The sequence below is a fragment of the Aurantimonas sp. A2-1-M11 genome, assembly GCF_036549475.1.
GTDB lineage: Bacteria > Pseudomonadota > Alphaproteobacteria > Rhizobiales > Rhizobiaceae > Aurantimonas.
Window position 1 is genome coordinate 1 of record NZ_JAZHLI010000005.1, and the last position, 24,936, is coordinate 24,936.

Sequence of the window (24,936 nt, forward strand, 5' to 3'; positions counted from 1 at the left end):
CCGTCGTCGACAAGTTCGCCCGCAACTACGGGTTTCTCTACGGCCTGTTCGCAGTGGGACTGGCGATCTTCATGGGCTGGTTCGGCCGTGTCGTCTTCAAGCGCGACTGACGCGCCAAGGGGCTTGCGCGGTTCCGCAGCACCTGCCCAGCACACGAGATTGACGCCATTCACTTCCCTGACCTAATGGATCGGCATGACGGACATCGATCGATACGACCACGAGCCGGTGGCCGCCCCGCACGGGGTACCCGCCTCGGCGGCCATCACCCACAAGACCGCATGGATCCTCGGCCTTCTCGGGCTGATCCCGTTCGTGGTCATGGCGGCGATGCTCGCCTATGCGGGACGGGCCTTCATCGCCTATCCGCAGCTCGTCCTCGCCCTGTCCGGCTATTCGGCGACGATCCTGGCCTTCCTGGGCGGCATCCGCTGGGGTGCGGCGCTCTGGCACGAGCCCGGGAAACGGCGGATCCTGATCCTTTCGGTGGTGGCTTCGTTGATCGGCTGGGTGCTGCTCTTCGTTCCCACGCCCTGGGTCTTTGCGGGCTTTGCCGCCGCCTTCGCGCTTGTCGGCCTTTGGGATGTGCTGGCGGCGCGCCAGCTGACGCTGCCGTACTGGTTCGGCCGGCTGCGGCTTGTCCTGACTGTCGTCGTCACGCTCTGCCAGATCGTCGCCTTCGTCTCGACCGTCTGAGCTTCATCCGGCGGCGAGCGACCGGAATGCGATCGGATAGATGCGGGTGAGGCCGATGACATAGGCTTTGGCCGTCGCCGGTTCGAACAGGCCGTGGAAGGCGCGGTCGAGGACGTTGAGCCCGCCCGTCGTCACACCGAAGGACGGCAGGATCATCCGCGATCCGTCGCTGGCGAAACAGGCGCTGCGGGTCGAACGCGCGCCATTGGAGACGCGGGCCACGGGATGCAGGTGCCCGGCCACTTCGCCGGCGCGGTAGGATGGGCTCGGCTCGTGCCGGAAGATCCACGGGCCGACCACGACCTCTGCGCGGGTCTCGCCGCCCACGAAGGCCGGCGGCTCGGGGTCATGATTGCCGGTGATCCAGATCCAGTCGCGGCCCGCCATGAGCCGGCGCAGCGTGTCGCGGAAGGCGGCCGGCATGAGCGCGGCACCCTTCCGGTCGTGGAAGGAATCGCCGAGACTGATCACCTGGGTGGGCTCGTAGCGCTTCAAGGCCGCCTCCAGCAGCGCCAGCGTCGCCGTCGTGTCGTAGGGCGGCAGCATCATGCCGCGCCGGGCAAACGCCGCGCCTTTCTCCAGATGCAGGTCGGAGACCACCAGCAGCCGCTCGTCCGGCGCGTAGAGAATGCCGGACGGATCGCAGACGACCCGTGCGCCGGCCAGCGATATTTCCACCGCTTCGCATTCCGTCTGCCGCAGCCGCCGCGCCAGCGCATTCATCCGCAACGTCCCGTCCTGCCGTCTGATTCGCGTTTCGTTCTATCGAGCCGAGCTTTCCGGCAGATGCAAGAGCGGATTTCGTCGCGGGTTGATTTGCCGATCGCGATCGGCGATGTTTGCGCCGCAACATGGACCCGCTTCAGCGGGTGGCTATGCCGGGCGCCTATCCCTCGGCCAATCACATTTCTTGCAGCATTCGCAAAGGCCGGGACCGCCCAGGGCCGCCGCTGTCGCATGAGATGAAGATGTCTCTGGAGCCGATGTTCTCGACTCGCACGCTTTCCGCCGATTGGCTTGGCAATATCCGCGGTGACCTGCTGGCCGGTCTCGTGGTGGCCCTGGCCCTCATCCCCGAGGCGATCGCCTTCTCGATCATTGCCGGCGTCGATCCCAAGGTCGGCCTTTACGCCTCCTTCTCGATCGCCGTCCTCACGGCGATCTTCGGCGGCCGGCCGGGCATGATCTCGGCCGCAACTGCGGCCACCGCCGTCCTGATGATCACCCTCGTGGCCGACCACGGGCTGCAATATCTGTTCGCCGCGACGATCCTCGCCGGACTGCTGCAGCTGCTGGCCGGTGCGCTGAGGCTGGGCAACGCCATGCGCTTCGTGTCGCGCTCGGTGATGACCGGCTTCGTCAACGCGCTGGCGATCCTGATCTTCATGGCGCAGATCCCCGAACTCGTCGGCGTGTCGTCGATGACCTACGTCATGGTCGCTCTCGGCCTGGCGATCATCTATCTCCTGCCGCGCGTCACCACGGCCATTCCGTCGCCGCTGGTGACGATCGTCGTCCTGACGGCACTGTCCCTCGGTTTCGGCTTCGATCTGCGCGTCGTCGGCGACATGGGCGAGCTGCCGTCCTCGCTGCCGGCCTTCCTCATTCCCGACGTGCCCTTCACGCTTGAAACGCTGCTGATCATCCTGCCGTACTCGGCGGGTATCGCGGTCGTCGGCCTGCTGGAGTCCCTGATGACGGCCCAGGTCGTCGACGACCTGACCGATACCGGTTCGAACAAGAACCAGGAATGCTACGGCCAGGGCATCGCCAACACGGTGACCGGCTTCTTCGGCGGCATGGCGGGCTGCGCGATGATCGGCCAGTCGGTCATCAACGTGAAGTCGGGCGGTCGCGGCCGGCTGTCCTGCCTGTTTGCCGGCGTCACGCTGCTGTTCCTGATCGTCGTGCTCGGCGACTGGGTGGCGGTGATCCCGATGGCGGCGCTGGTGGCCATCATGATCATGGTGGCGATCGGCACCTTCTCATGGGAATCCATCGTCAATCTGAAGACGCATCCGCGGCGCTCGTCGATCGTGATGCTGGCGACCGTCGTCACCGTCGTGTGGACCCACAATTTGGCCATCGGCGTCATCGTCGGCGTCATGCTGTCGGGCATCTTCTTCGCCTCGAAGGTCGCGCAGATCTTCTCGGTCACCTCGACCCTGTCGGCCGGTGGGCGCGAGCGGACCTATCGCGTGGTCGGCCAGGTCTTCTTTGCCTCGGCGGAGGATTTTGCCGCCGCCTTCGACTTCCGCGAAGCCCTCGACAAGGTGATCATCGACGTCTCGCGGGCCCATATCTGGGACCTGTCCGGCGTCGGCGCGCTCGACCGCGCGGTGATCAAGTTCCGCCGCGAGGGCACGGAAGTCGAGGTGCTGGGCATGAACGAGGCCAGCACGACCCTCGTCGACCGGCTAGGCGTCGCCGACAAGCCCGGCGCGCTGGATACGGCCCCGCGCCACTAGTACCCGTTGGAACGGCGATCCTGGTACGGCTCGTCCACCCGGGCGGGCGGTGGCCGTGCGATCGCGTCACAAGGACAGGCGAGGGCACTCGCCGCGCAAGGGAGGAAACCGATGACCAAGATCCTGGCACTGGTCGACGGGTCGCACTATTCGCAGAGCGTCTGCGACAACGCCGCCTGGGCGGCAGAACGGCTGTCGGCCGAGGTCGACCTCCTGCACGTCATCGGGCGGCGCGACACGGCCTCGGCGCCGGCCGACTATTCCGGCAACCTCGATCTCGGCGAACGCGAACAGCTGTTGAAGGAACTCGCCGAATTCGACGAGCAGAAGGGACGGCTCGCGCGCAAGCGGGGCCGGCTTGTGCTCGCCGAAGGCGCCGCACGGCTGCGCGATCGCGGCGTCGAGACGGTGTCCGAACGGCTGCTGTCCGGCGACCTGGTCGACACGGTACGCGAGCAGGAGAGCGACGCGGAACTGCTGGTGGTCGGCAAGCGCGGCGAGGCGGCCGATTTCGCCAAGCTGCATCTCGGCTCCAATCTGGAGCGGGTCCTGCGCGGCGCGAGCCGGCCGGTGCTCGTCAGCGCCCGGGCGTTCCGCCCGGTCAAGCGCTTTCTCGTGGCCTTCGACGGCGGGCCGAGCGTGGGCAAGGCGCTCGATCATCTGGCCACCAGCCCGCTCCTGAAGGGCGCGGCTTGCGAACTGCTGATGGTGTCCGACAAGAGCCGCGACGATCAGCTCGACCGCGCCGTCGAACGGCTCGTCGCCGCCGGCTACGATGCCACCGGCATTCTCGAAAAGGGCGAGCCCGATGCGGTCATCGCGGCGCATGTGGAGCGCGATGAGATCGACCTCGTGGTGATGGGGGCCTACGGCCATTCGCGCATCCGCAGCTACCTCATCGGTTCGACCACCAGCGAGATCGTCCGCTCGTGCCTGCGCCCGGTTCTGATGTTCCGATAGGTGGCCTCGGGCCGTCACCCGGACCGCGCGGGACCGGTCCGCCGAGCGCCTCGCCAAACCGCTCATCCGGGCTTATTGTCGGATAGCGTCGGTGAAAGACCGTGTCGACGCCGTCCGGGCTCAGGGACCGGACATCATCGCCGCCATGGCCGGGCGGGATGATATCGCCAAGGCTCAGCAAAAAGGGGCGCGCATGCGCATTCGACTGGGCTGCGAGCTCAACTACCAGTTTCCGGCGCCAACGCCGATGATCATCAATCTCAACGTCCATTATTCCCGCGCAGGCGCACTCGAGCGTCCGGATCATCTCGTCACCACGCCCGCCGTGAACGTCCAGGCCTATCGCGACAGCTTCGGCAATTGGTGCAATCGGCTCGTCGCGCCGGCGGGTGCCTTCACGCTGGGGACCGACGGCATCATCCATGACGACGGCCTGTCGGATCCGGTCGGCACCGACGCCATCCAGCACGCCGTCGAGGACCTGCCCTCCGAGACGCTGCTGTTCCTGCTCGGCAGCCGCTATTGCGAAACCGACCTGCTGTCGGAAGAGGCATGGCGGCTGTTCGGCAATACCCCGCTGGGCTGGCCGCGGGTACAGGCGATCTGCGACTTCGTGCACAACCATGTGCGCTTCGGCTACGAATATTCCCGCCCGACCCGCACCGCCGCGGAGACCTATTCGGAGCGGGTGGGGGTGTGCCGCGACTTCACCCACCTCGCCGTCGCCCTGTGCCGGGCAATGAACATCCCGACCCGCTACTGCACCGGCTACATCAGCGACATCGGCCTGGCGGCGCCCTATGCCGAGATGGATTTCGCGGCGTGGATGGAGGTTTATCTCGGCGGCCGCTGGTGGACGTTCGACGCGCGCAACAACGCGCCTCGCTGGGGCCGCGTCCTCATCGCCCAGGGGCGCGACGCCTCCGACGTGCCGCTGACCCACACCTTCGGGCCGAACACGCTGACGGGGTTCAAGGTCTGGATCCACGAGGAGCAGGCCGCGCAGGGCATGTAGCGCTTCTTGTCGCTGCCGGACGCTTATCGGGAGGGCTCCTGCGTGAAGGATCGGCGCCGACTTCGGCATCTGGTCCCTGATACGCAGGCTGTGGCGCCGCCCTACGCGCCGGGTGACGATCTTATTCGAGGACCGCCGCGATCATGGCGTCCTCGGCCGCCTGCGCCAGCAATTCGTCGCGGGCCTCGCCCATGACGCTCTCGCGGCCGATCTGCAGCATGATCGGCACCGCCAGCGGCGACACCTGGTCCAGATCCTTGTGGACGATATGGTGCTTGATCCGCGCCAGGAGATCGGACACGCGGGCCACGTCCAGAAGGCCCGTCGCCGCATCGGCCCAGGTCGCCCGCATCAGGATGTGGTCGGGCTCGTGGGCGCGCAGGACGTCGTAGATGAGATCGGCGGAGACGGTGACCTGACGGCCGGTCTTTTCCTGGCCGGGATGGCGCTTCTCGATCAGCCCCGAGATGACCGCGCACTGGCGGAATGTGCGTTTCAGCAGCCAGGAATGGGCCATCCAGGCCTCCAGGTCGTCGCCCAGCATGTCCTCGTCGAACAGGGCGTCGAGCGACAGGCGGCCATCGGCGATCATCGCGCCCAGGTCGCCGCGGCCCCAGATCGAGATGGCATAGTCCGTGGCGACGAAACCGAGCGGCTTGGCACGAGCCCGCTCCAGCCGCCGGGTGAGCAGCATGCCGAGGGTCTGGTGGGCGAGCCGCCCCTCGAAGGGGTAGGCGACGAGGAAGAAGCGCTTGCCGTTCGGAAAGGTCTCGATCAGCAATTCGTCGGCGCCCGGGATCAGCGACTTGCGCTGCTGGATCGCCAGCCATTCCGACACCTGTTCGGGCAGTTCGCTCCATCGCGCGGGGTCGGCCAGCATCGCCCGGACCTGTCCGGCCAGATAGGTGGTCAGCGGGAACTTGCCGCCGGCATAGGAGGGGATCTTGGAATCCTCCGACACCGCCTTGGTGACCAGGCACTGGTTCTCGTGGATCGTCTCGAAGCGCAGCACCTGCCCGGAGAAGGAGAAGGTGTCGCCCGGCGCCAGCGCCTCGACGAAGCCCTCCTCGATCTTGCCCAATATGGGTCCGCCGCGGGCGATGGCGCTCCTGGTGCGCCGCCGGATCAGCCGCACCTGCAGGGATGGCGCCTCCAGAATGGTGCCGGCATTCATGCGGTATTGCTGGGCGATGCGCGGATGGCTGACCCGCCAGGTACCGTCCTCGGTCAGCCGGATCTTGGCGTAGCGTTCATAGACCCGCAGCGAATAGCCGCCGGTGGCGACGAAATCGACCACCCGGTCGAAGGTCTCGCGGTCGAGGCGGGCATAGGGCGCGGCGGTGATCACTTCGGCAAAGAGTTCGTCGGACCGGAAGGGCTCGGCCACGGCCATGCCCAGGACATGCTGGGCGAGGACGTCGAGGGCGCCCTCGCGCATCGGCGGCGTGTCCTGCGCGCCCAGATAATTGGCGTCGAGCGCGGCCTGGCATTCCAGCACCTCGAAGCGGTTGGCCGGCACCAGGATCGCCTTGGACGGCTCGTCCATTCGGTGGTTGGAGCGACCGATCCGCTGGGCAAGGCGCGAGGCGCCCTTCGGCGCGCCGACATGGACCACGAGATCGACGTCGCCCCAGTCGATGCCGAGGTCGAGCGTGGATGTGGCGACCACGGCACGCAGCTTGTTGGCCGCCATCGCCGCCTCGACCTTGCGCCGCTGGCCCACGTCCAGCGAGCCGTGGTGCAGGGCGATGGGCAGGGTCTCGTCGTTGATCCGCCACAGCTCCTGGAACAGCATCTCGGCCTGGAAGCGGGTGTTGACGAAGAGCAGCGTCGTGCGGTGCGCGCGGATCGCCGCGTAGATCTCCGGCATGGCGTAGAGCGAGGTGTGGCCCTGCCAGGGCACCCGTTCGGACGATTTCAGGATGGTGATCTCGGGCCTGGCGCCGCCGGCCACCATGATCAATTCCGCCAGCAGTGTGTCGGCGACCGCCGCATCGGTCAGGCGCGCGGGATCGGCGTAAGGCCCATGGCCGATGCCGGTTTCGCCCGGCGCCTGGGAGACCAGCCAGCGGCGCAGGTCGTCGGGCTCGGACACGGTCGCGGACAGGCCGATGGTCTGGATGTCGGGCCGCAGCATGCGCAGCCGGGCCAGGCCCAGCGACAGCAGATGCCCGCGCTTGGACGTGACCAGCGAGTGCAGCTCGTCGAAGATGACGTAGCGCAGGTCCGAGAAAAAGGCGCGTGCGTCCTTGCCGGCGATCAGCAGCGCGAGCTGCTCGGGCGTCGTCAGAAGGATATCCGGCGGCTTGAGCTTCTGGCGCTGGCGGCGGACCTGGGACGTGTCGCCGGTCCGGGTCTCCAGCGTCACCTTCAGCCCGATCTCGGCGACAGGCTTTTCCAGATTGCGGGCGATGTCGGTGGCGAGCGCCTTGAGCGGCGAAATGTAGAGCGTGTGCACCCCGCGCGGCCGCGTGCCGGGCTTGGGCCGGCCGCGGCGCTGCAGGTCGACCAGCGACGGCAGGAAGCCGGCCAGCGTCTTGCCGGCGCCGGTAGGCGCGATCAGCAGCGACGAGGCGCCCGATTCCGCCCTGGCTAAAAGCTCGAGCTGATGCGGACGCGGGCTCCAGCCGTAGCGCGCGAACCATTGCAGGAATGGCTCGGGCAGGGGAGCCGGCGCGGTGCCGGGCACGAAGGGGGCGGGGCGGGCTGTCACGTCGATCAAGATAGTGTCGCGGCCCGTCGATGTCCCGTCTCAGCGACGCCTTGCGGTCAGCGCGAAGGCGATGCCGCCTAGGACGAGGCCGCCGGCGATGACGAAGCGCAGGCTCAGGGTTTCGGACAGGAACAGAACGGCGCCGAGGGCGGCGATGACCGGCACGGAGAGCTGCACGATGGCGGCCGACAGGGCGGTCAGGCCGCCCAGCGCCCGATACCAGACAATGTAGCCGAGGCCGGATGTGACGCCCCCGGAGACGAGCGCCAGGCCGAGCCCTTCGATGCTGACACCGCCCTGCCAGAGGGAGACGACTACCAGCGGCACGGCAAACGGCAGGGTGCGGAGGAAATTGCCCGCGGTGGCCCGCATCGGATCGCCGGCCGCCTTGCCGCGCAGGGAATAGACGGCCCATGCGATGCCAGAGGCGATCATCAGCAGGGTCCCGAGAGGATCGGGCCGCGTCACGGCAGGAGACAGCCATAGCACGAAGGCCGCGAAGGCGACGGCGAGGCCTGCGGTCTCGCGGCGGCTCGGACGGTCGCCCTGCGCCAGCCCCCAGCCGATCATCGTCGCCTGCACGGCGGTGAAGAGGACGAGGGCGCCGACGGCCGCCCCGAGCTTCGCGTAGGCGAGGGAAAAGGCGATGGCATAGGCAAAGAGGGCAAAGGCGGAGGCCCAGCTGCCGCCGATCGCAGGTCCGGTCGCGGGTTGCTTGTGGGCCCGCAAGGCAATGAGCGCGAGGACGGCTGCGCCGGAAGCGAGCCGGATGCCGGTGAACCCGCCGGGATCGATGGCGTCGTTGCCAAGCGCGAGCCGGGCCAGCAGCGAATTGCTCGCAAAGGCCACCATGGCCACGGCCGTCAGCCAGAGCGTTGACGACATCCTCGGATCCTTCGGTTGGCCATGCGCCGGTCATTTGCGCCGTGCGCCGCGCGACCGTCAACGGGCCCGGCCGCAGAGCCGACAGGCACGATCGCTGGCCTGGGGTGGGTCTGCGGTCGATCGCCCCTAGCTACCCGCTCCCAAGAGTTGAACCACGAGGCTCCCCTGTGACGCGCTGGCTTGCCGCTTTCCTCATCGTCCTTGCGACGCAGCTTGCGGCGATCGCCCAGGAGTCGGGTGGTAGCTCCCCACGCTTTCTGGCAATCGAGACGCTGAATTCGGGCTTGCCGCCGGTCGACACCTATATCGATCGCGATACGCCGCAGGGGATGATGGAGACCTTCGTCTTTGCCGCCGAACGGGAAGACTGGGACACCGCGGCCCACATGCTGGACCTGTCGGGGATCGACCCGGCCCTGCAACCGGAGATGGGACCGGCCCTTGCAGCACGGCTGAACGAGGTGATCGAGGGGGCGATGTGGCTCGACTGGGGCGATCTGCCGGATCGCCCGGATGCGCTGGCCGCCAATGTCGCCAGCGAGAACCCGATGGCCGGCGAGCCGCGCCGCAACATCCGCCTCGCCATCCTGCAACTGCCGGACCGGCCTATCTCGATCCGAATTGCGAGGGTCAAGCCGGATGGCGGCGATCCGGTCTGGGTCTTTTCCCGCCAGACCGTGGACAACATCCTTCCCCTGTACGAGGAGTTCGGTCCGACGCGCTTCGAGCAGGCGCTGCCGCCGATCCTCTTGAAGAGCGCCTTCTGGACACTGGCCTGGTGGGAGGTGATTGCCCTCCCGCTCGTCCTTCTGGTCGCAGTCGTGGCCGCAGCGCTGGTCTATTCGGGGATGGGGCACGCCAAGCGCAACCAGCCGTCGCAGATCGCCGAGCGGATCGTGGATACGATCCAGATGCCCGTGGCGCTGATGGTCTGCGTCGGGACATTCTCACTGGTGAAGGCCTGGCTGTTCACCTTCTCAGGCGCCGTGAACACGTTCCTGACGCCGCTTCAGTCGGCCCTCTTCATCATCGCGCTGGCACTCATCGCGGTGCGGATCGTCGACGCCGTCCTCGATCGGGTCGTGCGCCGCAACATGGAAGAGCTCAGCGAATCGGACGCGGCTGCGCAACGCAACCTCTACACCAACATTTCCGCCGCTCGCCGGGTCGCGATTGTCGTCGCCTTCTTCGTTGGCACCGCACTCGTCCTGATTCAGACCAATGCCTTCGAGACGCTCGGCTTCTCCCTGCTGGCGTCGGCCGGGGCCATCGGCCTGATCCTCGCCTTCGCCGCACGATCCGTTCTCGCCGACATCATGGCCAGCCTGCAGATCGCCCTCGCCAAGACGGCCCGGATCGGCGATGCCGTGCTCTACAAGGGCCAGTGGTGCTACGTCGAAAAGATCAACTTCACCTATCTGCAGCTCAAGAGCTGGGACAATCGGCGGCTGATCGTGCCGGTCTCGGAGCTCGTCTCGAACAGCTTCGAGAACTGGACCAAGCAGGACGCCAGCCTGATCAAGAGCGTCGAGTTGCGCCTCGACCATCGTGCTGACGTCGATCGGCTGCGCGAAGCGTTCCAGCAATTCGTCGACGAATCCGACGATATCATCGACAAGAATTCCGCCAAGGTCCAGGTCATCGGTCACGATTCCACCGGCATGCTGGTCTGGTTTCTGGCCTCGGCGGAGGATCCGAGCACCGGCTGGGCGATGGAATGCCGCCTGCGCGAGACCATGCTGAAGGCGGTGGCACGGCTGGAAGTCGAGGAGGGCGGCGGTGCGCGCCGGGTCGCCTATCTGCCGCGCGAACGCGAGGAACAGGTCGGCGATACCGCGGACGAGAACCAGCCTCAGGCGGCGATGTAGCGATCGGGCCGGTGATTGACGGACAGCGACAGGTTCAGGACGACCGCGCCGATGATCGAATAGGCGATGGCGACAGGATCAGCCACGGCGAAGGACAGGGCGAGAATGGTCAGATCGATGGCAAGCTGCGTAAGTCCCGCCTTCCAGCCCATCCGGTCCTGCAGATAGATCGCCAGGATGCCGACGCCACCGAGACTCGCCCGGTGGCGGAACAGGGCGAGAAGCCCGAAGCCGATCAGCATGCCGCCGAGCACCGCGCCGACCAGGGGATAGACCGCGCCCAGCGTGAAGTAATGCGGCTGCAGCGCCGTCAGCACCGAGAGGCAGGCGACCGCCAGGAAGGTCTTGATGGTGAAGGCCCAGCCGAGACGCCGGATCGCCAGGCCGTAGAAGGGCAGGTTGACGACGAAGAACACAACGCCGACATTCCAGCCGGTGGCATAGGAAACGATCAGCGCCAGCCCTGCCGTGCCGCCGGTGACGAAGCCGAGATGGGCGAGGATCGACAGGCCGATCGTCACCATCAGCGCACCGGTCACGATGCCCTGCGCATCCTCGAGCGGCGAATGGTGGGTGGCTGTCGCCGCCCAGCGTCCGAGATCAGACGCCATGGCTCAGAAGGTCGCCGCGGGGTTGCCGTTCTTCACCCAGAGGCGGGCGATGTCCTCGTCCGCCATGGCGAAGGCCTTGATGTCGACCATGGGCATGGCGAGGTCCTGCAAGCCGACGACCGAGCGCACCCAGCCCTTGTCGGTGACCACCGCCACGCGGCGGAAGCGCGACAGGTCGGCAAAGCGGCTCAGCGAATATTGCACGTCACGGGCGATCGCGGCCGGGGTGAACATGCCGATCTCGCGCACGATGACGAGGATGGACAGGGCGCCCGGCCGGTCGGCGAGCTTGGCGTCGACCACGGCAATCACGCGCTCGACATCGGCCTTGTCGACGCGACCGTCGATCTCGAAGGCGATCACGGCATCGGATCCGGGGATAATGGTCAGCATCGCTCGCACTCGACGATTGGCAGGGACATTCCCTCGATCATAATCTGTTGCGGTGCAAAAGGAACCTGCATGCACGCCCGGAGATTGGGATCTGCCGAGGAAGTTCGCGGCCCGCCGCATCGCCACGAGGAAATCATCCCATGCGCCCCGACGAATTGCTGCGACCCACGCCGCAGGGGCTATATTGTCCGCCCGGCGACTTCTTCATCGATCCGGTGCGTCCGGTCGAGAGGGCGCTGATCACCCATGGTCACGCCGACCATGCCCGCTCTGGCCATATGCGAGTCATGGCGACACGCCAGACACTGGCGATCATGGCGCTGCGCTATGGCGAGGAGTTCTGCGTCGAGCGTCTGGAAGCGGGCATCGGCGAGACGATCCGCATCCGCGACGTCGACGTCACCTTCCATCCGGCCGGCCACGTTCTCGGCTCGGCGCAGATCGCGGTGTCCCACAATGGGCTGACCATCGTCGCCTCGGGCGACTACAAGCGCCGCGCGGATCCCACCTGCGCCGCCTTCGAGCCTGTGCCCTGCGACGTCTTCATCACAGAGGCCACATTCGCGCTGCCGGTCTTCCGCCATCCCGATACGGCGGGGGAGGTGGACAAGCTCCTGACCTCGCTTGCCCAGTTTCCCGAGCGGGCGCATCTCGTTGGCGCCTATGCGCTGGGCAAGGCGCAGCGGGTGATCCGACATCTGAGGGAGGCGGGATACGACGCGCCGATCTACATTCACGGCGCGTTGAAGAAGCTTTGCGACTTCTACCAGAGCGAGGGCATCGATCTCGGCGATCTGCGGCCCGCAACGGTCGATGCCAAGGCCGGGACGGCCAAGGCGGCCTTTGCCGGCGCGGTGGTCGTCGGCCCACCCTCAGCCTTTGCCGACCGCTGGGCGCGGCGGTTTCCCGATCCGGTCTCGTGCTTCGCGTCGGGCTGGATGCGGGTGCGCCAGCGCGCCCGGCAACGCGGCGTCGAACTGCCGCTGATCATCTCCGACCATTGTGACTGGGACGAGTTGACCGAGACGATCGACGAGATCGCGCCGCAGGAGGTCTGGGTGACCCATGGCCGGGAGGAGGCGCTGGTCCGCTGGTGCGAGCTGCGGCAGCTGCGTGCGCGCCCGCTGCACCTCGTCGGCTACGAGGACGAGGCGGAATAGGCGGCGCATTGTCGTCCGCAGAGGCGCTGGGCGTAGCGGCCACCCCGGCCTGAGCCGGCGCGGCCATTCCACGACTGCGGCAGCGAGGGACTCAGGCCCGGGGGCCGCGCGCGTAGATCCAGTAATGGGCGCCTTCCTCGGCGATATACCAGGCGTTCGGCAACTGCATGACAAGCTTGACGAAACCCTCCCGCTCCAGCCGCTCGCTCACCGCCGCGTAGTCGGATTCGTCGAGATAGCTGTTGCGGGTCGAGATCACCATCAGGCCGTCCGACTTGAGGTAGCGAGCCATCCGTGTCAGCGCGGCGGGCTCGACATGACCGAGAGTGAAGACCCCGGCACACACGATGACGTCGTATTGGCGGCCGAACGGATTGTCGTGGTCCTCGTTCAGATCGACACCGCCCGCCAGCTTGCCGTAAGCCTTGGTCCTGCTAGCAATGTCGACCATTTCCTGCGACAGGTCGAAACCATCGACATCTCGAAAGCCACGCTTGCGCAGTTCCTCGCCGGCAAGCCCCGTCCCACAACCGGCATCGAGCACCGACGTCGTCTGCGGTGCCTTGTTCAGATAGGCCTCGGCCACGAGGGCAGCAGCGGAGGCGACGACGCGCGGGCCGCCATAGGCCTGGTCGCGGACGTCCTTGTCGTATCGCTGTGCCCAGCCGGCGTAATAGTCGTTCAGCTTTTCCGGGTCGCCATCCAGGGCGTGCGAGGCTTGAATCGTGCTGACGGAATCCTGCAAGTTTCGTCTCCGTATCGATTTTGGTGCCACGGTGCACTGCACATAACACAAAATCTGATCGCTGCAGCGGATTTCCAAGAAAATTCTGCAATTCAGTAAGCGTCTGAATGCAGATTTCCTCATATCATGTGTATATAATATAAAAAATCATCTTTTACTAACGAATTTTTCGATCGGAGACATCCATCAGAACTTCTATTGGACGATCCTGCCTTTCAGAATTTTGTCATATACGCATTTATCTGCGTAAGCGTTGAATATCTATATTTGGAATGGTTTATTCGCCGGCAAAAAATCGATGCGATAACATTATCTTAGAAGCCACTGCCGCCGCCCCTCGATTGTGGCGCCAGGCGGGGTGCCTCCCACTTCCGGTTCAGCATCGCTCGCGGGTCGAGTGTTGCGGCGATACTTCAGAGCGGTTGCGGCTGCTGTTGCCCCGCCCAGTTCCCGCTGCGGAGCCGCTTGTGGATCGCGCCCGGTCCGGTCAAACTCACCCGCGTCCTGCCAAGGAGGTGGGGGGGACAATACGCCATGTGGTCCTTTCGAACGGTCTTGACGTCGGCTCTGGTTGCGCTGCAGGTCGCGGCGCTGCTGGCGATCCTTGCGCTGACCTATTTCGCCTCACAGAACGTGCTCCTGTCCTATGCCGAACAATTGACGCAGCGGGTCGCCGACGACACCACGACATTCACCCAGAACTTCCTTACTCCTGCAGATGACGCGGCGGCGCTGTCCCAGCGTCTCGCCGAGAGTCCTGTTCTCGGCACCTCCGACCGGCCCGCGCTCGAGCGCTATTTCTACGAGATCCTGCGCTCGCGCAGCGATTTCGCCGGCATCTTCTACGGCGCCGCCGACGGGGCGTTTCTTTATGTCAGCCGCGACAGGAGCGTCGAGGGGGCCGAATACCGGATCAAGCGGGTCGCGACGCAGCCGGACCGCTCGGTCGAACTGATCTATCTGACGGCGGATTTCCGGCCGGTGTCGCGGCGCCGCGACGATGCTGACACTTATGATCCGCGGACGCGCCCCTGGTATGTCAAGGCATCGACCACCCGCGACGTCGTGTGGACCGACCCCTACATCTTCTTCTCGGCGCAGCGGCCCGGCATCACCGTGGCGAAGGCGGTGCGGGCCGACGAGCGCCTGGGCATGCGCGGCGCCGTCGGCATCGACATCGAAATCCACGCCCTGTCGGCGTTCCTGGACGGGCTGAAGATCGGCAGTCGCGGTTCCGCCGCGATCGTCTCGCAATCGGGCGAGGTCATCGCCCATCGCGACCCGTCCCTCGTGCTGGCCACCGACGTGTCCGGCAAGCAGCGCTTCGCCCAGGTGTGGGAAATCGACGATCCGGCCCTTGCCCAGGCCGTCAGCAGTTTGCCGGGCGGCCTGGCCAGCGTAAATCCCGGCGAGACGCGACTGACACGGTTCGAGGCGGGCGGCGAGAACTGGCGGGGAGCGGTGAAGCGTCTGGCCGGCTCCCGTACGCCCTGGGCGGTGGTCACCTATCTGCCGGAAAGCGACATTCTCGGCCCGATCTACAGCATTCGCGACATCGGGATCGCCGTGGTCGCCATCGTGGTGGCGCTGACGGCGCTGCTCGGCGTGCTCCTGGCCCGTGCGCTGACCCGGCCGATCGGCGCGCTCGCCGCCCAGGCCGAGCGGATCTCGGAGGGCAATTTCGCCGATATTCCGCTGCCGACCATGTGGACCAAGGAACTGGCGGGGACCCGGCAGGCCATGCGCCGTGCCACCAGCTGGCTGCGCGACTACCGGCGCGAGAACGAGACGCTGGCCGAGCGGCTGCGCGAGGCCGGGCGGGTGCTGGAGCGCCGGGTGGAAGAGCGCACCGAGGAACTGGCCGTGGCCAATCGCGACCTCGAACAGGCCAACGACAATGCCGAATTGCTGGCCCATGAACTCGATCATCGGGTCAAGAACCTCTTCGCCATCACGGCGTCGCTGGTCACGCTGGCGGCAAAGCACGCCACGACGCCGCTTGAGGTGGCGGACGAGGCACGCGGGCGCATCAATGCCCTGGCCCGCGCCCATGCCGACACCCAGAGTGCGCGGGAATCGCAACTGGCCGGGATCGTCACGAGCGTGCTTCGGCCTTATGCGGGGATCGCGGAGGTGCAACTGACGATCGAGGGCGATCCGGTGACGATCCCGTCCTCCAGCGTGACGCCGCTGGGCCTGATCCTCTACGAACTGGCGACCAATGCGGCGAAATACGGCGCGCTGCGCGGTACCGGCGGGGCGCTGGACGTTCGCTGGACGGCGGCCGGCAACGGTGGGGTGCGGATGGTCTGGACGGAGACGCCCGCCGAATCGCCTGCGGGTGACGTGATCAACCCGTCGCAGCATTCGGGGTTCGGATCAGTTATGCTCGATGCGATGGCAAGCCGGCTGAACGCCAATATCCAGAGGCAGCTCACTCCGCGGGGCCTGCGGGTCGTGCTGACCATGGAAGCGCTGGAAGAGCGCGGCGGTCTTCGCACTGTCGCAGCGGCGGAGGCGTAGGCCGCCAGGGTGGCACGGTGATCTTGCCGATCGCCGCCGTGGGTGGCTGCCCACGCTCGCAACCGCCGTCTGAGCCCGCCCGTCAGTCCTGCGTGGCTGCCGCCGGCTCTTCGCGTGCGGCCCGCGTGCTCCAGGCGGCGGTGTCGCCGAGCACGTAGGTCACCAGATGATTGGACATATAGGCGTAGCCTTCGACCGACGCGTGGAAGCCATCGCGGGAAAAACCGGCAGGCTCGACCCGGGGCAGGGTGGTTGCCGCGATCGCGCCCCGCTCGGCGCACAGGCGTGCACCCTTGCGCCGGATGATGCGGGCGCGCAGTTCCAGCACCGTTGCGAGACCGCGCGGCAGGGCCGGCACGCGCTCGAAGTCGACCGGAGGCGACCAGACGATCCGTGCGCCCGGCCATTTCGCCTTGAGGGCATAGAGCAGCGTCCCAAAGCCCTTCTTGAAGCGCAGTGCGCCGTGGAAATTCTTGGCATCGTTGGTGCCGATCATCAGCACGATATGGGTGAAGGCATGGCCGAGATGGGGCACGACATGGTCGCGGATCTCGGACGATACCGCCGAGTTCGAACCGGCGGTTCGCCAGAACACGTCATGTCCGGTCAGCGCATAGAGACGCTCGGCAAGCTTTGGTGCCAGGCTGTCGTCGATCCGCTCGACCCCGACACCGGCCGCCGAACTGTCTCCGACCACCAGCAACCGGATCGGCGCGTCACGCCGATCACCCCTGCCGTACAGGCCGCTATGGCTGCCGGCCGGCGGGGCCATGCGCTCGACGCGCCGTCGCACGCCGATGCCCTGCCAGACATAGACGGGAAACAGAAGCCAGGAGAGGTATGCGTCGCGAAAGGCCATGCGGCGGCTCCGTCATGTCGGGGAATCGGGGCGCGGATCGGCTGTGTCCGAACAAGGTGGCCGCGACGCCGCCCGCGTCGCGGCCCATCGCTCAGGCCTTCAGCACCTCGACGCCGGGCAGGGGCTTGCCTTCCATCCATTCCAGGAACGCGCCGCCGGCCGTCGACACATAGGTGAAGTCGCCGGCGACGCCGGCCTGGTTGAGCGCCGCGACCGTATCGCCGCCGCCTGCGACCGAAACGAGTTCGCCTGCTTTGGTGCGTCTGGCGGCGTGGCGGGCGGCCGCCATCGTCGCCGCCTCGAAGGGCTCGATCTCGAAGGCGCCGAGCGGGCCGTTCCACACCAGCGTCTTGGCCTTGTCGAGCCAGTCGGAGACCAGCGCGACGGTCTGCGGTCCGGCGTCGAGGATCATGGCGTCGGCGGGCACTGCGTCGACGGCGACGGTCTCGTTCGCCGCGCCGGCCTTGAACTCGCGGGCGGTGACCGCGTCGACGGGCAGGACGATCTTGCAGCCGGCCTTTACAGCCGCCGCCAGGATCGCGCGGGCGGTGTCGGCCAGATCGTGCTCGCAGAGCGACTTGCCGACATCGATCCCCTGGGCGGCCAGGAACGTGTTGGCCATGCCGCCGCCGATCACCAGCGCATCGACGCGGGTCACCAGGTTGGTGAGCAGGTCGATCTTGGTCGAGACCTTGGCGCCCCCGACGACGGCGACGACCGGGCGTTCGGGGTTGCCGAGACCCTTTTCCAGCGCTTCCAGCTCGGCCTGCATGGTGCGGCCGGCATAGGAGGGCAGGTGACGTGCCAGACCCTCGGTGGAGGCGTGGGCGCGGTGGGCGGCCGAGAAGGCATCGTTGACGAAGACATCGCCCAGCGACGCGAGCTGGCTGACGAAGTCCTCGTCGTTCTTCTCCTCGCCGGGGTGAAAGCGGGTGTTCTCGAGAAGGACGACATTGCCGTCTTTGAGTGCGGCGACGATGCCGGCGGCGACCGGACCGACGCAGTCGTCGGCGAAGCCGACCGGCATGCCCAGCATGTCGGACAGCACCGGGGCCAGGGGCTCCAGCGACATCGCCGCATTCGGCTCGCCCTTGGGGCGGCCGAAATGGGCGAGGAGAATCACGCGGCCGCCCTTGTCGGAAATCTCGCGGATGGTCGGCAGGATGCGCTCGATGCGGGTGCGATCGCCGACCTTGCCGTCCTTGATCGGCACGTTCAGATCAACCCGCAGCAGCACGCGCTTGCCGGTGACATCGGCGTCGTCGAGCGTCTTGAACTCCGTCATGGTAGTCCTCCTCATGGAAACATGCCGCAGGGCGCAGGATCAGGCCTGGGACGCGGCTGGTCGTTGTCGGACCAGCATGTCCCGTCGATATGCGGGTGCCCCTCGTGGCGTCCGGGCCGGGCCACGGTCGCCAAGGGCATGTAGCGCGGCACGACGCGCGAGGGCAACGGCGATCGCAACCCCGGTGTAATTTCACCGGCGCGCGTCAGTCCCCGTCCTGGGACCGGCCGCGCCGCAGGATCTTGCGCGCCAGTGCCAGGAGGTCCCTCAGGTTCAGGAACAGCGGAATCTGCCTGCCGCCACTGCCTTCGGGCTCCAGCGACAGGCCGGCACGCACGATCGCTCCGTCGACGCCGGCTTCGCGGACGATCAGCTCGACCGGCCGCACGGTGACGCGGTCGCCATATTCGGCGCGGCCACCGAGCCGGCCGACCATCATTTCGGAAATCGACATCGCGGCCTCGGTCTCCGACAGCCGAGCGCCATAGGCCACCACGAGACCGCTTGCGGGTGAGGCTGGATCGATGGCGAACTGGCCGAAGAACTCGGCGTCGTCCGGGCTCACCCTGGCCGGGCTGGCGAAAAGACGGTCGAGCAGGGGCGGATAGCGCTGCGAGATGAAGAGGAAGACGTAGTCGCCGGCGCGCAGCCGTCCGGCATACTGGTAGCGCATCGACTGGCCGTCCCGGATGACCAGCGAGGGGCGGGCCCAGCGCGGGATGCGTTCGCCGCGGGCGACAGGACTGTCGGGTACCACGCGATAGGTCAAAAGCTCGTGGTTGGCGGTTCCGGGCAGTTCCAGCTCGACCTTCTCGATCGGCCCGATCCGCGGCGGTACGACGAGGCCGAGGCGGCGGGCAAGAAGGCCGATCGTCCAGCCCTGCACGAGCAGCGAAGCCAGGACAATGATGAAGGCGGTGTTGAAGAACAGCCTGGCATCGTCGAGCCCGCCGATCAGCGGGACGATGGCCAGGAGGATCGAGACCGCACCGCGCAGGCCCACCCAGGAGATGAAGGCGCCCTCGCGGCGCTGGAAGTCGAAGGGCAGCAGGCAAAGCCAGACGGCCATCGGCCGCGCGACGAAGATCAGGAAGGCGGCCAGCCCGATCGCTGGCAGGAAGATCTCGCCAAACTCGGACGGCGTCGCCAGCAGGCCGAGGATCAGGAACATGACGATCTGGGCGAGCCAGGTGAGTCCGTCCTGGAAGCGCTTCAGACTCGGCGCGTTGCGCAGCCCGCTATTGGCTGCGTAGAGACCCGCGATGTAGACGGCCAGGAAGCCCGAGCCGCCGACGGCGCCGGTCACGGCGAAGACCAGCATGGCGAGCGCCAGCGTGAAGATCGGCAAAAGGCCGCGGTCGATCTCCAGCTTCGAGACGAGCGTGCGGATCAGCCAGCCGCCGGCGAAGCCGAAGGCCACCCCCAGCCCCATCTGCTGAGCGAAGCCCAAAAGGACGTCCACGCCCAGATCCTCCAGACCCGCGCCTGAGGCCAGGAGTTCGACCAGCGCGATCGTCAGGAAGATCGCCATGGGATCGTTGGTGCCGGATTCGATCTCCAGGAGCGAGCGGACCCGCTCGCGAATGGTGATGCCGCCGACGCGCAGCAGGAAGAACACCGCGGCGGCGTCGGTCGAGCCGACGATGGCTCCGAGGAGCATGCCTTCCGCCAGAGGCAGCCCGAGCAGCCAGGAAGCCGCAAGGCCGAACAGGGCCGCCGTGATGAGGACGCCGACGGTCGCCAGGGTGATCGCCGGCACGGCGGCCTGGCGAAAGGCGTGCAGCGACGTGCCGAAACCGGAATCGAACAGGATGATCGCCAGGGCCAGCGTGCCGACGAAATAGGCGAGGCCGGCATTGTCGAAATCGATGCCGAGGCCATCAACGCCGGTCAATAGGCCGATCGACAGGAACAGGAGGAGGAGGGGGGCGCCGAAGCGGAAGGCGAGAAGGCTGGAAAACGCAGCCAGCAGGATCAGGACCGTGGCAACGAGGATGACGAGGTAGATCGATTCGAGCATCGGCGGGGTCGGCAATCCTTCTCGTCGACTACGCCATGGATTCCGCCGACGGGTCTTCCCGCCCCAACGTCGGCATCCAGCGCGCCACAAGGCATCGATATAGCCCGCGGTATCGCGTTTGCCAGCGCGGCCGGCGCCGGTAAATGTCGCGCCGAGGCTCAGCTGTTTCGCGCGCGCGGAAATGCAAAAGGCCGGCCCGCCATGATGGCGGACCGGCCTCGATGCTTTGCTTCTGCGTGCTGTCGCTCAGCGCCCGGTGATGCCCGGGAACACGATCAGAACGATCAGGGCCAGGATCTGCAGCGCGATGAACGGCAACAGGGCCCTGAAGATGTCGCCCAGCGAGATGTCCGGCGGAGCGACGCTCTTCAGGTAGAAGGCTGCCGGGCCGAAGGGCGGCGACATGAACGACACCTGCATGTTCATGCAGAACAGCACGCCGAACCAGATCGGATCGTAGCCGAGCTCGACGATGATCGGCACGAAGATCGGCAGCGTCAGCAGTGCGATGCCGACCCAGTCGAGGAACATGCCGAGCACGAACAGGATCAGCATCATGAACAGCAGCACGTAGATCGGCTCGTCCGAGATGCCGATGATCAGCGACGACACGAAGTCGATGCCGCCCATCAGGTTGAACACGCCGACGATGGCACTGGCACCGATACCGATCCAGACGATCATGCCGACGGTGGCGAGGGTCTGCATCGCCGCGCCGCGCAGGAGTTCGAAAGTGAACTCGCCGCGCACCACGGTCGCCAGCAGCACGCCGCCGACGCCGATGGCCGAGGCCTCGGTGACCGAAGCGATGCCGCCATAGATCGAGCCGAGCACGAAGGTCACGACCAGGAGCGGCAGGATCAGGCCCTTGAGAAGCTTGATCTTCTGCGCCAGCGGAATGATCTCGGGATCGGGGTCCGGCACGATGCCCTTGGTGAAATACGCCCGGAAGAGAACGTAGAGCACGTAGAAGCTGGCCAGCATCACGCCGGGCAGGAACGACGCGGTGAAGAGGTCGCCGATCGAGACATTGGCCGCAAGGCCGTAGACGATGAGCACGATGGAGGGTGGGATCATCGTGCCGAGTGCGCCGCCGGCGCAGACGACGCCGATGGCGAGGCTGCGGTCGTAGCCCAGACGCAGCATCTGCGGCAGGGCCAGAAGACCCAGGAGCACGATCTCGCCGCCGATGATGCCGCTCATCGCCGCGAGGATGACGGCCACGAAGATGGTCTGGATCGCCACGCCGCCGCGCACGCGGTTGGAGATCAGCTTCATGGCGTCGAACAGGTCGCGCGCAATGCCGGATCGATCGAGGATCGCGGCCATCAGCACGAACATCGGCACCGAGACGAAGATGAAGGACGAGACGAAGCTGAAGACGCGACTGGTGATCAGCGGCACCGCCATCGGACCAAACCAGCCGAGAGCGAAGATGAGCGCCACGAGAAGCGTGACGAAGGCCAGCGGCATGCCGGTCAGGAGCAACCCGAACAGCATGAGGAACATCACCAGGGTGCCGTAGCCAATGCCCAACGCCTGGAGATTGATGCCGAGGTCGAAGATTTCGGCCATTTATGCGTCCTGCTTGGAACCGCGTCGTGCACGACGGGCATGATTGATGGCCAGGACCACGAACTGGATGGCCAGGACGATCATGACGATGAACAGAAAGCCCTTCAGGAGGGCGGGGGTCGGCGGGTTCCAGGCGCTCCCGGTGCCTTCCATATGGAAAGCCCCGCTGGGGTTCCAGAACGAGGTCGCCACCATCAGCCAGGAGGCCCAGGCAAAGAACGCCGCTGAGATTGCGCTGATGATGTAGATGATGACGTCGAAGATGATGCGAATTCGGGGGCCGAGGGCGTCGTAGATCAGGACAACCCGGATGTGGCTGTCGCGGGCGGCGCAGAAAAGGCCACCATAGATAAAGGCGATGGCGCACAGGAAGATGCTCGTCTCGTGCACCCAGTTGGTCGGGCTGCCCAGCACATAGCGCATGAAGATCTCGAACAGGAGGATCGCCGCAGAGCCGACGATGGCCGCCGCGAAGATGTAGCCGACCCATTCGATGCCGCGTCCCAGGGCACCTGCTTCGGAAACGATGTCTCCGGTGCCTTCGCTGGTTGCGCTGAGATCCGGATCGCGTCCGTCGATGGCAATGGGGTCACGAGTCATGCTCGGATCGTCCTTGGAGAGGAATGAAAGCGGGCGGGGCGTTTGCCCCGCCCGCCGCTCAAGATGGTGTCTGTCTTACTGAGCCTTGAGAAGGCCTTCCTTCTCGAGATACGCGGTCAGCAGGTCGTAAACCTTCTGCGCATTCTCGGACTGGGCGGCCTGCTTCTCCCACTCGCCGATGGCGATCGTGCGGAACTTGGCCCGCTCTTCTTCCGACCAGTCGTGGATGGTGGCGCCCTGCGCCTTGGCTTCCTCGACGGCCTTGGCGTTCTTGTCGGCAAGCGCGGCGTTCTGGCGCTGGGCCAGCTCGACGACCGACTCCTCGAGGGTCTTCTGGACGTCCTCGGACAGCGCGTCCCACTTCTGCTTGTTCATCGAGAACTCGATGAGCGGCATGGAGTGGAAGCCCGGATAGACCGGATGCGGGGCGATCTTGTTGAGGCCCTGCGCCTGGTTGACATGGAAGACGCTGTAGTCGGCCGCCTCGACGACGCCCTTGTCGAGCGAGGTGAAGACTTCCGAGGTCGGCAGGTTGACCGGCGAAGCGCCGGCAGCTGCGAAGATGTTCTGCACGAGACCGGCCGGAGCGCGCAGCTTCAGACCCTGGAGGTCATCGACGCCTTCAAGCGGGACTGCGGAGACGAAGGCTTCCAGGCCCGGCGTGGTGCCGCCGAAGAAATGCGTGCCGTAAGGCTGGACCAGTTCGTTCATCAGCTCCTTGCCGCCGCCCTCGTTGATGAACTTCAGCATCTGCTGCGGGTCCGACCACGCGCCGACCGGGTTGGCGATCAGGCCGAAGGCCGGGTCCTTGCCAGCGAAGTAGGAGGTGTCGGTGATGTGGCCGTCGAGGATGCCCGCGCCGACGGCGTCGAGGGTTTCCTGGAAATCGACAACGGCGCCGACCGGCAGGAGATCGATGGATACCGCGCCGCCCGTCTCCTCGCTGACGCCGTCAGCCCATTCCTTGTAGAGCAGGTAGTTCGCATCGCCAGACGGATCGCTCGACTGGAACTTCAGCGAGACTTCCTGCGCCATGGCGCTGGTGGTCAGCACGGCGAACGCTGCGCCCGTCAGAAGGGCTTTGATAGTTGTATTGAGCAAGTTGCTTCTCCCTGAGAGTCTGTTTCGTCTACGGTCGCCCGCTGTCGCGGTCGATGATTCCGGGGCGCACTCCACACACCATCCGGAAATCCGTAGCTGGACGCGCACCATACGACTGCGGGCTCTCGCGTCAATGGAAATCTCAGGTCCGTACACGCTAAGTTTAACGAGGCTGTTTGCCGTCTACGGGAATGCATCAATTTTTGGCGTGGCGCGCTCATGCGCACGATAGCCGGCTGGCTAAAGTATAATTTCCAGGATATTCACCGGATTTACTTAAATGGAGCGATGATCCGGCAGATTCGATGGGCTGCGATCAGACGATCCATGGCAGACGCATGGCGGGGCCGCCCGTGTGGACAGCCCCGCGATCGACCTGACCGTACCGCGACGTCGCGGCTCAGTTCGTCCGGGCCATGGCGATGGCCGTGTCGGACATGCGGTTGGAGAAGCCCCATTCGTTGTCGTACCAGGACAGGATTCGCACGAAGGTGCCGTCCATGACCTTGGTCTGGTCCATGTGGAACACCGAGGAATGCGGGTCGTGGTTGAAGTCGTGGCTGACATTCGGCGCGTCGGTGTAGCCGAGGATGCTCTTCAGTGGGCCGTCGGCCGCCGCACGGATGGCGTCCTGCACCTCGCCGACGGTGGTCTCGCGCTTGGCGAGGAACTTGAAGTCGACGACCGAGACGTTGGGGGTCGGCACGCGGATGGCGACGCCGTCGAGGCGTCCCTTCAACTCGGGCATGACGAGGGCCACGGCCTTGGCGGCGCCGGTCGAGGTGGGGATCATCGACAGGGCGGCGGCGCGACCCCGGTAGAGATCCTTGTGCATGGTATCCAGCGTCGGCTGGTCGCCGGTGTAGGAGTGGATCGTCGTCATGAAGCCCTTGTCGATGCCGATGGCGTCGTTGAGGACCTTGGCGACCGGAGCCAGGCAGTTCGTCGTGCAGGAGGCGTTGGAGACGATCTTGTCGTCGGCGGACAGCGTGTCGTGGTTGACGCCATAGACGATGGTCTTCTCGGCGCCGGCCGTTCCGGACAGCGGACCGGAAATCAGGACCTTCTTGGCCCCGGCCTCGAGATGGGCGGCAGCCTTCGCGGGATCGGTGAAGATGCCGGTGCATTCCATGGCGATGTCGACGCCGAGCTCGGCCCAGGGCAGGTTCTTCGGGTCGCGCTCGGCCGTCACGCGGATCGGCCCGCGGCCGACATCGATCGTGTTGCCGTCGACCGTCACGGTGCCGGGGAAGCGGCCATGGACACTGTCGAAGCGGATCAGATGGGCGTTGGTCTCGACCGGGCCAAGGTCGTTGATGCCGACGACCTCGATGTCGGTGCGGCCGGACTCGATGATGGCGCGCAGCACATTGCGGCCGATGCGGCCGAAGCCATTGATTGCAACGCGAACTGTCATGATCCGTCTCCTGTGGTGGCGCGGGGCCGAACCCGCCGGGCG

21 protein-coding genes and 1 other annotated feature are annotated in these 24,936 nt (G+C 66.3%); of the genes, 8 read left to right on the forward strand and 13 right to left on the reverse strand.

Annotated elements, in window-relative coordinates; all coding sequences use genetic code 11:
- Together VQ042_RS03360 and VQ042_RS03365 are read left to right on the forward strand one after the other, a co-directional pair.
- Positions 1 to 110: TIGR02186 family protein (locus VQ042_RS03360; protein WP_331815843.1), on the forward strand; the 110-nt coding region annotated here is incomplete at its 5' end.
- Between the two features lie 85 nt (positions 111 to 195).
- The gene (locus VQ042_RS03365; RefSeq protein ID WP_331815545.1) at positions 196 to 696 is read left to right on the forward strand and encodes a DUF3429 domain-containing protein; all 501 of its coding nucleotides are present in this window, start codon (positions 196 to 198) and stop codon (positions 694 to 696) included.
- Between the two features lie 3 nt (positions 697 to 699).
- Here VQ042_RS03365 and pdeM read toward each other — a convergent pair whose 3' ends face one another.
- Positions 700 to 1,419: a ligase-associated DNA damage response endonuclease PdeM gene (gene pdeM, locus VQ042_RS03370; protein WP_331815845.1), complete on the reverse strand. Its 720-nt coding sequence runs from the start codon at positions 1,417 to 1,419 to the stop codon at positions 700 to 702.
- Between the two features lie 127 nt (positions 1,420 to 1,546).
- Positions 1,547 to 1,599: a sequence feature (sul1 is cis-regulatory element that is thought to sense ions involved in sulfur or methionine metabolism; They are found in Alphaproteobacteria), on the forward strand.
- 80 nt (positions 1,600 to 1,679) lie between these two features.
- On the opposite strand from pdeM, the gene VQ042_RS03375 reads away from it, so the two are divergent.
- The 3 genes from VQ042_RS03375 (at position 1,680) to VQ042_RS03385 (ending at position 5,139) form a co-directional block, all read left to right on the forward strand.
- The gene (locus VQ042_RS03375) at positions 1,680 to 3,164 is read left to right on the forward strand and encodes a SulP family inorganic anion transporter (protein ID WP_331815847.1); all 1,485 of its coding nucleotides are present in this window, start codon (positions 1,680 to 1,682) and stop codon (positions 3,162 to 3,164) included.
- A 111-nt stretch (positions 3,165 to 3,275) separates the two neighbouring features.
- Positions 3,276 to 4,124: a universal stress protein gene (locus VQ042_RS03380; protein ID WP_331815547.1), complete on the forward strand. Its 849-nt coding sequence runs from the start codon at positions 3,276 to 3,278 to the stop codon at positions 4,122 to 4,124.
- A 193-nt stretch (positions 4,125 to 4,317) separates the two neighbouring features.
- Positions 4,318 to 5,139 (forward strand): transglutaminase-like domain-containing protein, encoded by an 822-nt coding sequence (locus VQ042_RS03385; protein WP_331815849.1) that lies wholly within the window; start codon positions 4,318 to 4,320, stop codon positions 5,137 to 5,139.
- Positions 5,140 to 5,260: 121 nt separating this feature from the next.
- On the opposite strand, the gene VQ042_RS03390 is transcribed toward VQ042_RS03385, so the two are convergent.
- Both VQ042_RS03390 and VQ042_RS03395 read right to left on the reverse strand, forming a co-directional pair.
- A complete protein-coding gene (locus tag VQ042_RS03390) occupies positions 5,261 to 7,858 on the reverse strand; it encodes a ligase-associated DNA damage response DEXH box helicase (protein WP_442880021.1) in 2,598 nt (865 codons plus the stop codon).
- Between the two features lie 33 nt (positions 7,859 to 7,891).
- Entirely contained in the window at positions 7,892 to 8,737 is an 846-nt protein-coding gene (locus tag VQ042_RS03395; RefSeq protein WP_331815549.1) for a DMT family transporter, read from the reverse strand.
- A 167-nt stretch (positions 8,738 to 8,904) separates the two neighbouring features.
- On the opposite strand from VQ042_RS03395, the gene VQ042_RS03400 reads away from it, so the two are divergent.
- On the forward strand, positions 8,905 to 10,605 hold the full coding sequence (locus VQ042_RS03400; RefSeq protein ID WP_331815551.1) for a mechanosensitive ion channel family protein: 1,701 nt from the start codon (positions 8,905 to 8,907) through the stop codon (positions 10,603 to 10,605).
- On the opposite strand, the gene VQ042_RS03405 is transcribed toward VQ042_RS03400, so the two are convergent.
- Together VQ042_RS03405 and VQ042_RS03410 are read right to left on the reverse strand one after the other, a co-directional pair.
- The gene (locus tag VQ042_RS03405) at positions 10,590 to 11,216 is read right to left on the reverse strand and encodes a YitT family protein (protein WP_331815553.1); all 627 of its coding nucleotides are present in this window, start codon (positions 11,214 to 11,216) and stop codon (positions 10,590 to 10,592) included. The genes VQ042_RS03400 and VQ042_RS03405 overlap by 16 nt on opposite strands.
- A 3-nt stretch (positions 11,217 to 11,219) precedes the next feature.
- On the reverse strand, positions 11,220 to 11,609 hold the full coding sequence (locus VQ042_RS03410; RefSeq protein WP_331815555.1) for an STAS/SEC14 domain-containing protein: 390 nt from the start codon (positions 11,607 to 11,609) through the stop codon (positions 11,220 to 11,222).
- A gap of 140 nt (positions 11,610 to 11,749) precedes the next feature.
- Between VQ042_RS03410 and VQ042_RS03415 the strand changes: the two genes are divergently transcribed.
- Positions 11,750 to 12,769: a ligase-associated DNA damage response exonuclease gene (locus tag VQ042_RS03415; RefSeq protein ID WP_331815558.1), complete on the forward strand. Its 1,020-nt coding sequence runs from the start codon at positions 11,750 to 11,752 to the stop codon at positions 12,767 to 12,769.
- Positions 12,770 to 12,860: 91 nt separating this feature from the next.
- On the opposite strand, the gene VQ042_RS03420 is transcribed toward VQ042_RS03415, so the two are convergent.
- Entirely contained in the window at positions 12,861 to 13,514 is a 654-nt protein-coding gene (locus VQ042_RS03420) for a class I SAM-dependent DNA methyltransferase (RefSeq protein WP_331815560.1), read from the reverse strand.
- A 534-nt stretch (positions 13,515 to 14,048) separates the two neighbouring features.
- On the opposite strand from VQ042_RS03420, the gene VQ042_RS03425 reads away from it, so the two are divergent.
- Positions 14,049 to 16,037, forward strand: a complete 1,989-nt coding sequence (locus VQ042_RS03425; RefSeq protein ID WP_331815562.1) for a cache domain-containing protein — start codon at positions 14,049 to 14,051, stop codon at positions 16,035 to 16,037.
- 82 nt (positions 16,038 to 16,119) lie between these two features.
- Here the strand turns inward: VQ042_RS03425 and VQ042_RS03430 are convergent, their stop codons facing one another.
- The 7 genes from VQ042_RS03430 to gap all read right to left on the reverse strand — a co-directional run bounded on the left by VQ042_RS03430 (position 16,120) and on the right by gap (position 24,894).
- Positions 16,120 to 16,896 (reverse strand): SGNH/GDSL hydrolase family protein, encoded by a 777-nt coding sequence (locus tag VQ042_RS03430; protein ID WP_331815564.1) that lies wholly within the window; start codon positions 16,894 to 16,896, stop codon positions 16,120 to 16,122.
- Between the two features lie 91 nt (positions 16,897 to 16,987).
- Complete coding sequence (locus VQ042_RS03435) at positions 16,988 to 18,181, reverse strand: phosphoglycerate kinase (RefSeq protein WP_331815567.1); 1,194 nt, start codon at positions 18,179 to 18,181, stop codon at positions 16,988 to 16,990.
- A gap of 205 nt (positions 18,182 to 18,386) precedes the next feature.
- Positions 18,387 to 20,201 carry a potassium/proton antiporter gene (locus VQ042_RS03440; protein ID WP_331815570.1) on the reverse strand — a complete coding sequence of 605 codons (1,815 nt, stop codon included), beginning with the start codon at positions 20,199 to 20,201 and terminating at the stop codon, positions 18,387 to 18,389.
- Between the two features lie 246 nt (positions 20,202 to 20,447).
- The gene (locus VQ042_RS03445) at positions 20,448 to 21,776 is read right to left on the reverse strand and encodes a TRAP transporter large permease (RefSeq protein WP_331815572.1); all 1,329 of its coding nucleotides are present in this window, start codon (positions 21,774 to 21,776) and stop codon (positions 20,448 to 20,450) included.
- A complete protein-coding gene (locus VQ042_RS03450; protein WP_331815575.1) occupies positions 21,777 to 22,376 on the reverse strand; it encodes a TRAP transporter small permease subunit in 600 nt (199 codons plus the stop codon).
- A gap of 75 nt (positions 22,377 to 22,451) precedes the next feature.
- Positions 22,452 to 23,477, reverse strand: coding sequence for a TRAP transporter substrate-binding protein (locus tag VQ042_RS03455; protein ID WP_331815578.1), 1,026 nt, complete (start codon positions 23,475 to 23,477; stop codon positions 22,452 to 22,454).
- A gap of 400 nt (positions 23,478 to 23,877) precedes the next feature.
- Positions 23,878 to 24,894, reverse strand: coding sequence for a type I glyceraldehyde-3-phosphate dehydrogenase (gap, locus tag VQ042_RS03460; RefSeq protein WP_331815581.1), 1,017 nt, complete (start codon positions 24,892 to 24,894; stop codon positions 23,878 to 23,880).
- Positions 24,895 to 24,936 lie beyond the last annotated feature (42 nt).

Bases quoted from the DNA above. Each gene is read 5' to 3' on its own strand.
- VQ042_RS03365 (WP_331815545.1), top strand. From the start codon at position 196: ATGACGGACATCGATCGATACGACCACGAGCCGGTGGCCGCCCCGCAC.
- pdeM (WP_331815845.1), bottom strand. From the start codon at position 1,419: ATGAATGCGCTGGCGCGGCGGCTGCGGCAGACGGAATGCGAAGCGGTG.
- VQ042_RS03375 (WP_331815847.1), top strand. From the start codon at position 1,680: ATGTTCTCGACTCGCACGCTTTCCGCCGATTGGCTTGGCAATATCCGC.
- VQ042_RS03380 (WP_331815547.1), top strand. From the start codon at position 3,276: ATGACCAAGATCCTGGCACTGGTCGACGGGTCGCACTATTCGCAGAGC.
- VQ042_RS03385 (WP_331815849.1), top strand. From the start codon at position 4,318: ATGCGCATTCGACTGGGCTGCGAGCTCAACTACCAGTTTCCGGCGCCA.
- VQ042_RS03395 (WP_331815549.1), bottom strand. From the start codon at position 8,737: ATGTCGTCAACGCTCTGGCTGACGGCCGTGGCCATGGTGGCCTTTGCG.
- VQ042_RS03405 (WP_331815553.1), bottom strand. From the start codon at position 11,216: ATGGCGTCTGATCTCGGACGCTGGGCGGCGACAGCCACCCACCATTCG.
- VQ042_RS03410 (WP_331815555.1), bottom strand. From the start codon at position 11,609: ATGCTGACCATTATCCCCGGATCCGATGCCGTGATCGCCTTCGAGATC.
- VQ042_RS03415 (WP_331815558.1), top strand. From the start codon at position 11,750: ATGCGCCCCGACGAATTGCTGCGACCCACGCCGCAGGGGCTATATTGT.
- VQ042_RS03425 (WP_331815562.1), top strand. From the start codon at position 14,049: ATGTGGTCCTTTCGAACGGTCTTGACGTCGGCTCTGGTTGCGCTGCAG.
- VQ042_RS03430 (WP_331815564.1), bottom strand. From the start codon at position 16,896: ATGGCCTTTCGCGACGCATACCTCTCCTGGCTTCTGTTTCCCGTCTAT.
- VQ042_RS03435 (WP_331815567.1), bottom strand. From the start codon at position 18,181: ATGACGGAGTTCAAGACGCTCGACGACGCCGATGTCACCGGCAAGCGC.
- VQ042_RS03440 (WP_331815570.1), bottom strand. From the start codon at position 20,201: ATGCTCGAATCGATCTACCTCGTCATCCTCGTTGCCACGGTCCTGATC.
- VQ042_RS03445 (WP_331815572.1), bottom strand. From the start codon at position 21,776: ATGGCCGAAATCTTCGACCTCGGCATCAATCTCCAGGCGTTGGGCATT.
- VQ042_RS03450 (WP_331815575.1), bottom strand. From the start codon at position 22,376: ATGACTCGTGACCCCATTGCCATCGACGGACGCGATCCGGATCTCAGC.
- gap (WP_331815581.1), bottom strand. From the start codon at position 24,894: ATGACAGTTCGCGTTGCAATCAATGGCTTCGGCCGCATCGGCCGCAAT.